General features: G+C 59.9%; 13 protein-coding genes. 2 read left to right on the top strand and 11 right to left on the bottom strand.

Annotated elements, in window-relative coordinates:
- The first annotated feature begins 90 nt into the window (after positions 1-90).
- The gene (locus tag NQ014_RS00515; protein WP_070603350.1) at positions 91-705 is read left to right on the top strand and encodes a type II toxin-antitoxin system PemK/MazF family toxin; all 615 of its coding nucleotides are present in this window, start codon (positions 91-93) and stop codon (positions 703-705) included.
- Positions 706-960: 255 nt separating this feature from the next.
- On the top strand, positions 961-1,227 hold the full coding sequence (rpsT, locus tag NQ014_RS00510) for a 30S ribosomal protein S20 (protein ID WP_016422323.1): 267 nt from the start codon (positions 961-963) through the stop codon (positions 1,225-1,227).
- Positions 1,228-1,486: 259 nt separating this feature from the next.
- On the opposite strand, the gene holA is transcribed toward rpsT, so the two are convergent.
- The 11 genes from holA to proB all read right to left on the bottom strand — a co-directional run bounded on the left by holA (position 1,487) and on the right by proB (position 12,528).
- Complete coding sequence (gene holA / locus NQ014_RS00505) at positions 1,487-2,476, bottom strand: DNA polymerase III subunit delta (protein ID WP_257073034.1); 990 nt, start codon at positions 2,474-2,476, stop codon at positions 1,487-1,489.
- 65 nt (positions 2,477-2,541) lie between these two features.
- Positions 2,542-4,518: a ComEC/Rec2 family competence protein gene (locus NQ014_RS00500; protein ID WP_257073031.1), complete on the bottom strand. Its 1,977-nt coding sequence runs from the start codon at positions 4,516-4,518 to the stop codon at positions 2,542-2,544.
- Positions 4,502-5,272, bottom strand: a complete 771-nt coding sequence (locus tag NQ014_RS00495) for a ComEA family DNA-binding protein (RefSeq protein WP_257073029.1) — start codon at positions 5,270-5,272, stop codon at positions 4,502-4,504. The genes NQ014_RS00500 and NQ014_RS00495 overlap by 17 nt, the downstream gene beginning before the upstream one ends.
- A 126-nt stretch (positions 5,273-5,398) precedes the next feature.
- Positions 5,399-6,742, bottom strand: a complete 1,344-nt coding sequence (locus NQ014_RS00490; protein WP_257073027.1) for a DegV family protein — start codon at positions 6,740-6,742, stop codon at positions 5,399-5,401.
- Positions 6,732-7,439, bottom strand: coding sequence for a histidine phosphatase family protein (locus NQ014_RS00485; RefSeq protein ID WP_070603359.1), 708 nt, complete (start codon positions 7,437-7,439; stop codon positions 6,732-6,734). The genes NQ014_RS00490 and NQ014_RS00485 overlap by 11 nt, the downstream gene beginning before the upstream one ends.
- 2 nt (positions 7,440-7,441) lie before the next feature.
- Positions 7,442-7,900, bottom strand: a complete 459-nt coding sequence (gene rsfS, locus NQ014_RS00480) for a ribosome silencing factor (RefSeq protein WP_005511538.1) — start codon at positions 7,898-7,900, stop codon at positions 7,442-7,444.
- An 87-nt stretch (positions 7,901-7,987) separates the two neighbouring features.
- On the bottom strand, positions 7,988-8,758 hold the full coding sequence (nadD, locus tag NQ014_RS00475; protein ID WP_101687695.1) for a nicotinate-nucleotide adenylyltransferase: 771 nt from the start codon (positions 8,756-8,758) through the stop codon (positions 7,988-7,990).
- Positions 8,759-8,779: 21 nt separating this feature from the next.
- On the bottom strand, positions 8,780-10,123 hold the full coding sequence (locus tag NQ014_RS00470) for a glutamate-5-semialdehyde dehydrogenase (RefSeq protein ID WP_257073026.1): 1,344 nt from the start codon (positions 10,121-10,123) through the stop codon (positions 8,780-8,782).
- Between the two features lie 14 nt (positions 10,124-10,137).
- Positions 10,138-10,290, bottom strand: a complete 153-nt coding sequence (locus tag NQ014_RS00465) for a hypothetical protein (RefSeq protein WP_016422316.1) — start codon at positions 10,288-10,290, stop codon at positions 10,138-10,140.
- Entirely contained in the window at positions 10,291-11,004 is a 714-nt protein-coding gene (locus tag NQ014_RS00460) for a class E sortase (protein ID WP_070603365.1), read from the bottom strand.
- Between the two features lie 174 nt (positions 11,005-11,178).
- Positions 11,179-12,528 carry a glutamate 5-kinase gene (proB, locus tag NQ014_RS00455; protein WP_016422314.1) on the bottom strand — a complete coding sequence of 450 codons (1,350 nt, stop codon included), beginning with the start codon at positions 12,526-12,528 and terminating at the stop codon, positions 11,179-11,181.
- Positions 12,529-12,553 lie beyond the last annotated feature (25 nt).

Genomic DNA, 12,553 nt, shown 5'->3' with positions numbered 1-12,553 from the left:
CCTCGAAAACCGACCAGCCGGGCTTAAATACAATCACGCACAATCTTACCTATCGATTCCCTCCGCACTAAACCTCTAGACTTAGATTCCATGAGCTCCACTTCGTCCACCGATCAAAATGAACGCGAAAGCTGGCCACGCCGCCTGCGTAATCGCATCAGCGCGCGTCTTTTCGCCGGTACCGAGTGGTTCCGTGGCCCCGACACACTCGATGAGGCGCTGTTAAAGCTCAACATGCAGCTAGGCCTCGCCCAGGACACCTCGCTTTCCGACGAGTCCAAGGAGGCCCTACTTCGACTGCGAGATTCGGTGACCATCGCGCGCCCAACCGCGGAGCTGGCCCGCACAATCGTCTACAGCCCCGACATGGATGGCCAGGCCGACCCCGGTGAAGTGGTGTGGATTCCGCTGCAACTAGAAGGTGAAAATGCCGCTTTGCGTGAGCGCGCAGTGGTCGTGGTTGGCCGCCACGACCAGTATCTTCTGGGCATGCTCATCTCCACCCGCACCGAGCACAGTGAGCACCCGGAGTGGCTATTTATTGGCAGCGGATTCTGGAATGAAGACCCCAAGCCATCGTGGGTTCGCATGGACCGCATCTTGCTCATCCCAGAATCGGGTATTCGCCGCGCAGGCGCAATGATGCCCCGCAGGCGCTTCGAGCTCATCGCCGCCCGACTTCGCGGTGACTATGGCTGGAATTAGCCGAAGCTGGAATTAGGCAGCGCTGTTTGCTAAGATTCTGCAAGTTGTTTACCGTTGCGTTCCTTTTCGGCGAGCGCGGGCAGGACCTTGGGTTCGCGTTTTCATCGCCGTATAAGCGCAGTGTGTGGCTTCGATTATGCTAGTTAATTAGTTTGACCAGCAGGGGTTGGAGCCAAAATTTGCACTGTGATCAGGACTTTTCTTGGTGGCGGACGGTAACAATTCCAACTACTACGGATACAAGAGGTATTCACGATGGCAAACATCAAGTCCCAGATCAAGCGCAACAAGACCAACGAGAAGGCTCGCCTGCGTAACCAGGCTATCCGCTCTGCAGTCCGCACCGAGATCCGCAAGTTCCAGGCTGCTGTTGAGGCTGGCGACAAGGCTGCTGCTGAGGCTCAGCTGCGCGTTGCTTCCCGCAAGTTGGACAAGGCTGTCACCAAGGGCGTCTTCCACCGCAACACTGCGGCTAACAAGAAGTCCGGTATGGCTAAGGCTTTCAACAAGCTGGAGGGCTAATTCCCTTTTGGCGCTGTGCTGATTCTGCGCTGCGCTTGCGCCGTGAAATTAACCGCTTCCTGCTATTTTCCGATTTCATTTCGGATGTGGCGGGAGGCGGTTTTTGTTATTTAACCCCAATGCGAATTACTGACTGCGTTTATGGCCGGCGGCGGTGGGGCGATGCGAGTTACTGACTACGTTTATGACAAAAATGGCCTGAAAAATGGCTTGAAAGTGTCATAAACTCACACAGTTTCACATTTGCAGCCCGGAAATTTTAACGCCGATGGGACGAATGGGCCAGCTCCGCGATACGAAGCACCGACTGTTCCAGCGATAGTTCCGGCGTCGATGAGGCTCCCTTGGTGTCTGCATCCAGCTGTGCCGCGACAACCACAGCGCGAGCAACCGCCGGGGTTGACCAGGCAGATGCCAACCGCTGAGTTTTCTCCAACTTCCACGGCGGCATGCCATAGCGGTGGGCATCTCTACGCGCATTGACACCACGTGCACCGTGGAGCCGAGCTACATCACCAACCATTCCCGTGATTGCAGCCGACAGCAGTGCCGGTGCCATGCCCAGCTGCAAGGCACGGCGCATCTTGGCCAACGCTTCTCCACCCCGGCCGCGCAGTGCGAGCTCGGCAATCTCAAAGCCCGAGACCTCCGCCGAAGCACCGTAGTAGGTGCGCACTGCTTCCGAGGTGACCTTGCCCGCGGTGTCTGCACAGAGCTGGGAAATAGCGGTGGCTAGTTCGCGGAGGTCTGAACCGACCGCATCCAGGACGGTATCGATGACGTCGCGACGCACCTTAACCCCGTGTGAAGCGAACTCTTCGCCAACGAAACCGGGCAAGTCGTTTCGTTTAAGCGGTTGAGCTTCGAAAAAGCGGACCCCCAACTTACGCAGGTCAGCGACCATCTTTTTCTGACGCCCCTCACCAGTGTGCAACAGAATCAACGTGATGCCCGGCGCGGGATCCTTAACAGAATCCATCAACAGCTTGGAGGGTTCCTTACCCGCATCCTGGCAGTCGGTAACAACCACGATCCGGTCATCCCCAAACAATGAGGGGCTGAAGAGCTCCACCGCGTCAACAGTGGTCATGTCCCCCGCACGGATGGTGGTCACAGGCACCGAGCGTCCACCCGGATCGGACTCCGTTGCTGCCTGCGCGCGGACGGCAGCGACAATGGCGAGGCGGGCGCGGTCTTTCAACAGCTCCTCTTTGCCCACAATCAAATTCACGGGTGCGACGGCGCTCAATCCCGACCTCTTTTCCGCGTTGATTCCTGCGACTGTTGTTTCTAGCCTACGGGACAGCCCGGATTTCATTTTCCTCGCCAGACTTCGCCATTCGAATAGAGAGCTTGCGGCCCATCTCGCTGTGGGCACACCACAGGAATGTGCTCGGGTGTCATTACGGTTTCCCGCACGCGCAGACCACACTCGCGGGCGATAAACCACTGGGGTGAGCGGCCTGATTGGGACGGTTGGTCGCTCACGGCTTCAGCGATATACGACGGGGACTCCACCGCCACGGTTTCTATCGTGGGGTTATTGGTGGTGTCATCGAGCACCTGGACGTACCCCGCCTCTTTCTCGGTGAGTCTGAGCGCAATTCGGCACTGCCGGCTCAGCGGGGTCGGTGCAGGGTAACCAACCGATGCAACATGGTTGGCGGGTTCTCCGGCAGTACCCGCGTGAATGAGAACAAGCTGGTTCTTCTCAGCGCAGGCTGCAAGCTTCCACCCCTGTGGGGCACGCGCAATGTCGAGGCCGAACACCCAAATAGCGGCATAACTACCGGCTGCCAAGACAGCAGCGAAGGTCCCAGCGCGGAGCACAAAACGGGGCCACGCCCAGAGCGTCGTCAAGCATGCGAACGTGAGCGTGCAGGAAATGACCAACGTGACCGCCCCAGTGGCGGGCGCAACGATTCCTGCAGTAAGACGTGCGACCTGATGAATCCACCACGCGAACGGCGCGGCGCACCAGAGCAGAGCGCTGACCAGCCAATTGAGATGCAGTGCGGCGGCAACGGCAGCGAGCGAGCCGGCGATAGTAACCGGTGCGACGGCGGGCGCGGCGAGGAGATTGGCGAGCAGTGAGACATGACTAATTTCGCCGATGAGAAGCGCCAATACGGGCATGGTGACCACGTGTGCGGCAATCGATACGGCGATGGCGCGGACTACTGGGGCGGGCCAGGTACCCATAACGGTGGTGGCGGACAGGCGTCTGGCAAGGGGCTCGGCAAGAAGGACTAACCCGGCGGTGGCTGCGACCGAGAGGGCGAAGCCCCCTGATACCGATAGGTCTGGAGCCAGGAGAATCAACCCAATAATGCCAGCCGACAGCGCCGCGATGGCCTGGCCAGCTCGTCCTACAAGAATCGCCAACAGCCCAATGCAGCCGGTGACCACCGCGCGTAGCACTGACGGTTCTGTACCCACAATTGCCACAAAGCCATACAGGGCAAGCGCGGCGACTGCGACGCGCACCCGCGGTCCAGCCCACGAAAACACGGCCACAACAGCCCCGATAACAAGCGCAACGTTCGCTCCAGAGACTGCTGATAAATGTGAAAGCCCAGAGGCAGTCATCATGTCGCCGTCGGTGAGGCTAAAGCCGCGCTCATCGCCGATGGCCATGGCGGGAATGAGACGGTCGGGACCAACGGGGAGATTCTGCGCCGAGTCAAAGAGCTGCTGGCGCACCTGAGCTGCCAGCCCCTGTGGTGGAGCGATGACCTCAACATCGCCGCGTAGATTCAGTTGGATACCACTAATGCAGGGCTTGCTGGCCGCACGTATACCGGCTGTGGATTCAATTACGGTGTCTCTCGTGACCGCCAACAGTGACTCGTCGCCGAAAACCGACACCTGCCCAGGAAGGCCCTCGATGCGGGCCTTCGCGCTGGCCCCGAACTCGGTTGCTTTCGGCTCGGTGACGAGGCGCAATTGCACCTTCGCCATCCCACCAATGTCCTCATAGAGCTCGTGGGCTCGGGCTTGTGCTATGCGGATTCGCGTGGCCACCGCAACGCTGGCCACCGCCACAGCTGGCACCACGATAGTGGCGATTGCTCGCCAGCCGGAGGTCACCGCACCTCTGCCCCATCGCCACGACCAACGCTGCCACGCCCACGGCAACGCCACCGCAGTCACGATTGCGCTTGGTGCCACAACTATCGCCCATTCTGGGCGCATGATCACTGCCACCGCAGTCGCCCACGCCAATACCGCTGCTGGCACTAGCCGCACGTCGAGCCCAGCACGAGCGCGCAGGTCAGACGGTGGCGGCATCGCGCAGAGCCTCTACCTTAGCCGGGCCGATTCCCGGTACCTCCTCAAGTGCGTCGATGCTCGCAAAAGGCCCGTTCTTTTCACGAAAGTCAATGATTTTGGTCGCTGTTGCGGGTCCAATTCCGGGCAGTTCCTCCAGCTGCGTGGCAGTGGCGGTGTTGATGTTGATCTTTCCGTCAGAGCCACCCGAGCCAGCCCCGCCTGCAGCACCGCCGCCAGAACCGCCAGAAACATCGGAACCGCCCTCCGCCGTTCCTGCTGGCAGCGCCTCTGTCCCGACCACAATCTGTTGACCATCAACCAACGGTGCCGCCAGGTTCACGCTGGCGGGATTAGCCTCCGGCAAAAGCCCACCCGCACGATCGATTGCCTCCACCACCCGCGCGCCCGCTGGCACCTCCACCACGCCAGGATGTACAACCAACCCCACCACCGACACAATCAACGGCCCCGCCTGTGCCTGAGGGGTAGTCTCCTGCCCCGGAACGCCCGGCATCTCCGCTGGGGTTTCGGTCGTCTCCGGTGTCGTCCCCGCGACAGCAGCGTCCTGCACCGCAGGCATCTCCACCTGTGGCGTCGACGGCCACACCACCGCAGCGATTGCTCCCAAGGCCAACACCGCAATCACAATGCACGCGGCCATTGCCACCCGCGGCGTCACCACCGCGCGGCGCGTGGAAAAGTCCACCGCCATGCGCTTGTCTTGATCAATCGGTTCCAGGTAGTCCGCCAGCCGATTCCGCAAATTCGTCACGATGCGCACACTAGCGCCTCGCCCCACACCGCACTCCCGCGAAAGCACCTGTCGAAGCGTCATCTGTGGATAAAAAATGACCTGTGGAGGTTATCCACAGGTCACATCATCTGCTCAGGTCAGCCGCTATTTCTTCTTCTCATCGCCGTCGTCATCACGCTTGTCGCTTGACAACGACTCCTGCGATTTCTCCCCTTCGGTGCCAAATACAGCTCCCTCGGGATCGGACTTATCGCGCAGCGCCAAATCAGAGATAGCCTTCGCCAGACGCTCAGCTTTATCCAGGGCTGCTTGGCGGTTCTCACTCCACGTTGGCAATTTAGAAACCGCCGTGGTGAAAAGCGGAATTCCCTGTTCATTAGTCACGACTGTGCGATGGATTCGCTTATTGCGGTTGCGACTGGCAGCCGGATTCTCAACTACCTTCACCTCAGCCTGGTCGGTGATCGGCTCACCTATGTCAGTGGCGCCAGCATTTTCAGCCGAACCGTCCGTGCCAGCAGAGTCACCGGAATTGCCTATGTTCCCAGAATCGTCGTCTACCGCGTCCACAGCCTCAGCTTCAACAGCAGCCGCGTCACTCTCCTCCACACTGTGGAGCAGCTCTGTCACACCCAGCTCTGCTTCAAAATCCATGGCCTCCGAATCAATCGAGCCACCGGAAACCATGCCAACTGCATAGGCTCCCTGCCCGACATGAGCAGCAAGCGACTCCGGCAAATCCAGGATTCTAAACCGGGTATCGTCGGGTAGCTCTTCGGCAAGCATGGCCTGGAGCTCGTGGACGTCGTCAAGCGCGTCGGAATGATGCAGCAATACTGCAGGCGGACGGTTCGCCGATGACGCAGACCGCACCATCTTCGTGGCAAAATCCACCATCCGCTGCTTGACTTTCGCTTCTGTACGGCACTTGGCGACCAGTGCCAGTGAGCCATCTTTGATGCCGACGATGGGCTTGATAGCAAGAGCCGTAGAAAGCATCGCTTGGCCTGCGGAGATGCGACCGCCACGGCGCAGCGAGTCAAGCTTCGGTACGAACAACCAGAGTCGATAGCGCTGCAGCACATCACGAGCTACATCGGCAACCTCATCACGACTGGCCCCGGCACGCGCGGCCTTAGCTGCCGCGATGGCAGCGGCACCGACTCCGGCTCCGACGGTGTCGGTATCGATGACGGTCACACGGTCCAGCGCACCAGCAGCGGTGACAGCGTTAGACCAGGTAGCGGACATTCCCTTGCCAAGATGCAGGGCGACAACGCCAGCGTCAGAACCATCCTTGTTGGAGCGTTCCAGCGCACGCGCATATGCGGCGCACAGCTTCAGTGGACTGACTGCCGACGTGGTGACGGCGTCTTCATTGATGTCATGGCCGATGGGAACCACGGTGATGTCGAGCTTGCGGGCAACCTCGGGCATCAGGCACGCGGTGTCATCGACAACAATGCGAACGCGACCGTCACCGGGCATGGCGGCCTCCTGAAGAATCAGAAACCTGCAACTCCCGCTGACGGACCTTCGCGTTAAAAGCATTCAGGTACCAGGAGGTCTCACCATTGACGCGCGTACGCTGCTCCATTTCGACCCACGCAGTGTTGCCCAGTCCGTTGAACGTGCTGAAGTAGTCGCGCGGCATCTGCAGCAGGGCTGCGGTAGCGGCAGCAATGGCACCACCGTGGGACACGAGCACAAAGGTATCCGACTCCCAATCGGGGTTGGCCGCTAGCTCAGCAATGACCGCCAGCATTCGGTTGGAAACCTCAAAACGGGTCTCGCCGCCCTTGGGCGCCCAGTTGAGATTATGGCGCCAGTGGTCACGCATACCGGGAAACGCGGAGTCAATCTCGTCGTAGGTGCGCTCTTGCCATTCACCGAGGTTGGTCTCACGCAGGCGCTTATCAAAACTCAACTCTGCACCGGTGGCCTCAGCTAGCGCACGGGCGGTGTCGGCTGCCCGGGTCAGGTCAGAGGACACGATTTTTGTGATTCGCGGTTCAGCCTCCGCCAGGTACTGCGCCGCAGTACGGGCTTGCTCGCGACCAACGTCGGAAAGCTGCGTGTCCAGCTGTCCCTGAATGCGGCCGGTAGCGTTATACGATGTCTGCCCGTGCCGCAGCATAATCAGGCGACGTCGAGCGGCAACATGTGCCTCGCGTGAGCCCGCCACAATTAAAACTCGTCCGTGTCCGGGTTTTCGGCAGCCAGCGGAATCTCGTCGATGGAACGAGCATTGCGGGCGGAATCTTCGCCGTCCTCGTTGCTCGGCTGCTCGATGCCCTCGACCTCGATGCGCGGGCAATCGCGCCACAGTCGATCCAAGCCGTAGAAGTCGCGTTCTTCACTGCGGAAGACATGCACGACAATGTCGCCGTAATCCAGCAGCGCCCAACGTCCCTCACGGACACCTTCGCGGCGAACCGGCTTTGCGCCGAGGTCACGCAGATCGTCCTCAATTTCGTCGACGATTGCGGCAACCAGACGCTCATTGTCAGCACTGACCAGGACGAATGCGTCCGTAATCACCACCGGGCCAGAGACATCGAGAACAACGACGTCCTCACCCTTTTTGCTATCGGCGGCCTTCGCCGCGGCGGTCGCCAGCTCAATGGCGCGTGGTTGTGCAGTCACGAAAGACTTCAGCTCCTTGTGATTAAAAGTCGTGAAAAACAGCGTTTGTACTTGTAACTTACCGTCTCAGCGGGATTTTGCTAACTTTCAGTCCGCGGTATCGGACTTCGCATCCACCGACGCCGCAGCCACCGGCGCCGCATCCTCGGAGGCCGAGTTCACCGATGCGGGGCCCACAGAACCAACCGTGCCCTCAGCAGACTGGTACAAACCACGCTTAGCGATGTACTGCACCACGCCATCCGGCACCAAGTACCAAACAGGGCGTCCTGCCTCCGCACGCTTTCGACAATCGGTAGAAGAAATAGCCATCGCGGGAATCTCGATGAGGTGCAACCGTGAAGCGTCGATTCCTTCCAGGTCCTCTGCCCGCAGGTGAACCCCTGGACGAGTGACACCGACGAACGTTGCTGCGTCGAACATCTCCTCCCAGTCCCGCCACGTCATAATCTTCTGCAGCGCATCGGCACCGGTAATGAAGAACAGATCCGCGTTGGGATAGATGACCTTCAAATCCCGCAGCGTATCGACGGTATAGGTCGCACCCGGCCGATCAATATCAACCCGCGAGACCGAAAACTGCGGGTTCGACGCAGTGGCAATGACCGTCATCAGGTAGCGGTCTTCGCTGTGAGAGACCTTCCGGCCGCGCTTTTGCCACGGTTCACCCGTGGGCACGAAAAGCACAAAGTCAAGGTCGAAACGGTCTGCCACCTCGCTAGCGGCAACCAGGTGACCATTGTGGATGGGATCAAAAGTGCCACCCATTACGCCAATGCGCTGCCGGGGCGCGTCCGCCGACTTCGCTGTCAACGCGGCGTGTACTCGCGACCGCACACTTTTCTTGCGCTTAATCATGACTGGCACTTTACCTGGGCACTACGGACGAGTCTGTCCACGACCAGCCAGAACCCACTTGCTGCTGGTCAGCTCCGGCAGCCCCATGGGCCCACGGGCGTGCAGTTTCTGAGTGGAAATACCAATCTCTGCGCCGAAACCGTACTGCTCACCATCGGTGAATGCAGTGGAGGCATTGACGCTGACGGCAGCAGCATCAACACGGTCGACGAACTCCTGGCACACGCCCCAGTCACGTGCAGAGATAGCTTCCGTGTGGCCCGAGGAGTATTCAGTGATGTGATCCGTCGCGGCCACCACACCGTCGACGATGCGCGCTGCAATGTCTAGCGAGAGGTACTCATCCGACCAGTCTTCCACCGTCGCAGGAATGACCTCACCAGTCCACCCAGAGGCCGCCAGATTATCGACATCGCCGTGGACCGCAACGCCAGCGTCGGCAAGCGCGTCCAAAATGCGGACCTGATCCTGCGCGGACAGCGCCGAGTCAATGAGAACCGTTTCAGTGGCGTTACAGACGCTCGGACGGCGGGTCTTGCCGTTAATCATCAGCGCAATCGCTTCGTCGATATCGGCGGAAGCATCGATGTAGATGTGGCAGTTACCGGTACCGGTCTCAATGGTCGGCACCGTTGCCTTCGTCACGACGGCCTCAATCAGACCGGCACCGCCGCGCGGAATCACTACGTCAACCAGGCCGCGGGCAGTTATGAGATCTTGCACGGAATCGTGGGTCTCACACGGCAGCAGCTGAACAAGGTCCTCCGGTGCATCGTGGTTGGCCAGCACCTCACGCAAAACCGCGACCAGCTGCGTGTTGGAGTGGACGGCGGACTTGGAGCCACGCAGCAAGGCCACGTTGCCCGACTTCAGCGCCAGACCAAAGGCATCGACAGTAACGTTCGGGCGAGCCTCGTAGACCATGCCCATCACGCCCAGCGGAACGCTGACCTGGGAAAGCTTGATGCCGTTAGGAAGAGTGCTTCCCCGCAGCACCTCGCCTACCGGATCCGGCAGGGCCGCAACCTGGCGCAGCCCACCGGCAATACCCTCAACACGATCGGAGTCAAGACGCAGGCGATCCAGCAGGGAGTCACTAAAACCACGGGCCTTACCGGCCTCGATGTCCTTGGCGTTGGCTACCAGAATTTCTTCAGTACGGGCGACCAGTGCGTCTGCTGCGGCCAGCAGGAGCTCGTTCTTGCGTGCCGATGTAAAGCGAGCCAGCTCTCCCGCGACAACCTTGGCACGCTGTGCCTTATCTAAAACCTCGGCGCGCTCAGCAGCACGCTCCGGGCTAAGAGCCGAATCCTCGGCAATGCCCTGTTGATTGGTGTTAGCAGTTTCGTTCGTTTGAGCAGTCATGCCTACCAGCATAACTAGAGTGAGACATCATTTGAGGGAATTAGCTCAGCAACCCAAGGAAAGATGTAATTCATCAACAGCAGGAACACGATGACGGCAATCACGATGGTGATGATCGCTTTCACCCACCACGGACCCGGCAGGGATCGCCAAAAAGCTGCGTACATCTAGTTGACCTCCTTGGTCTCAACGCCGGCGAGGACCGCGTGAATAATGAGCCGATGAGTATTGTCCCACTGGGGATGGCAGGTAGTCAGCGTAAGTAGAGTGGCGTCACCGACCGGATTGAGGACATCAGCGCGGTCTGGAGTGACAATGTGCTGGCCGGGAATCTCGGGGACGTTAGTTCCTTCTGGCACGCAGTCGAAGCTTTCCCCTGCGCCAGCCATACCGTCGACCGGCAATACCTTGTAGCGGTAAATAGCATCACGCGTCTCTACAGTGATGTCATCGCACGTCTGCAGGCGGTCAATGTTGTCAAAGGGAGCTCCGTGGCCGTCACGGTGAGCGGCATAGGAGCTGTTGCCCACCTGCCCCGGAAGGGCTGTACTCGGATAATGGCCGGGGCCACCGCGCAAAACTTCCTGGGAGACACCTTCGAATACGACCAAATCGCTAAAACCCGCCTTAGGAGCGGAAATCATCGCCACCGCAGAGCCAGGCACCCAGGAGCCCTCAACAGCTGGCTCCGTGCCTTCTGGCGCCTGAGCTGGGGCCGATGCCGGTGCGGACCATGCCTGCTGCAGCTCATCACGAGCCTGCTGCTGAGCTTTCCCGGTTTCAAGACCAGACCAGTACAGCAGATAAAAGGCGAAGAGAGCCACCAGCACTCCAGCGGTCAAGAGCAACTCGCCGATGACGCCAATAATTTTCGATAACACACTTAGGATTATGCCCGAAAGTTCCTCATCCAGGCAGTCCGCGCTCAGGCACTCCTCCCCCAGCCAGTCCGCACTCAGCCAGTCCCCACTCAGTCGGTCTTTGCCGAGGCACCTCTGTCCGGGCGCGCCCAGGTGCGCGTCTTTAAGCGCTGCAGCTCTCAGCGCAACGCTCTCCTAAGCGCGGGAGGCGAAATCCGACAGGTAGTCGGCATGGACGACAGGCTTCTGCATGTCATTCGGCAACTCCTCGGTGTGGTAGCCGATCATGCCCAGCAGCTCCTCAGAGTCATAGTTGACCTCGCCGCGTCCGATGACCTCACCGCTCGGGCCAATCAGGTCGACGATGTCACCAGCGGAGAACTCACCGTCAACCGAGGTGATACCGACCGGGAGCAGCGACTTGCGCATGCGGGTCACAGCGTCGACCGCGCCGGCATCCAGGCGAAGCAGGCCCGAGCTATCCGCTGCGTAGAGCATCCAGAACTTCCAGGCGCTCAAGCGGTTGTCCTTCGCGGCGAAAGCGGTTCCCACGTCTGCCTGGTCAAGTGCTCGCTCAATGTTGGACGCCGAAGTCAGCAGCACCGGCACCCCTGCACGCGAAGCCAGGCGTGCGGCAGACACCTTCGAGGCCATTCCACCGGTGCCCAGTGCCCCACCGTCACCGGCGATAACACCACGCAAGTCGTTACCGCTGCGCACCTCTGGCACAAAGGTTGCACCTGGATCGGCCGGGTTACGGTCGTAGAGGCCGTCGACGTCGGAAAGCAGAATCAGTGCATCGCAGTACGCCAGGTGACTGACCAGGGCGGCCAGGCGGTCGTTGTCGCCGAAGCGGAACTCCGAGGTCGCGACCGTGTCATTTTCGTTGACAATTGGCACCGCGCCCAGCTGGCGCAGGCGATCGATAGTGCGCTGGGCGTTGCGAGCGCGCGAACGCACACCTGCATCGTCCGAGGTCAAAAGCACCTGCGCAGAAGTGCGACCATAGCGCAGGAAGGAGCGTCCCCACTCTTGTGCCAGGCGCACCTGCCCCACAGCTGCAGCCGCCTGCTTGGTCGCCAAATCAGTGGGACGCGAAGTCAGCCCCAGCGGCCCCATTCCGGATGCCACCGCACCGGAGGACACAACGATGACATCGCTAAAGCCCATACGCTTTTCCAGGGCATCGGCAATGAAGTCGATGCGTTCGGGATCGGTACGACCGTCAGATCCGGTCAACGAGGAAGAACCAATCTTCACCACGACACGCTTCGCGGTACGAATTGCCTCACGAGTCTCGGAATCGAAACCGCCTTTGGTTCCCGGAGATAAATTCTCAGTCGCCTTTTCAATCTCAGCGACGGTGGACTCAGGATTGTTGTGAAGCAGCTCGTCGACCTCCTCACGGGAAATCGGCGCGTCCGATTCAGACTTCGGCGCGGTAGCTACCGGGGCATCTAATGCATCTGCTCCAGTGACGTCAACATCGTTGGCAACGGTGTCGGAAGGGATAACTGACTCACTCATTTCACTAATGGAAAACATGACGGTCTAATGTAATTCTGACTAT

Origin of the sequence: Corynebacterium sp. 5QC2CO (genome assembly GCF_024580435.1) — a bacterium.
GTDB classification, from domain to species: domain Bacteria; phylum Actinomycetota; class Actinomycetes; order Mycobacteriales; family Mycobacteriaceae; genus Corynebacterium; species Corynebacterium jeikeium_D.
The sequence above is the reverse complement of the archived record's forward strand: the minus strand, read 5'-3'. Positions and strand labels throughout refer to the sequence as shown.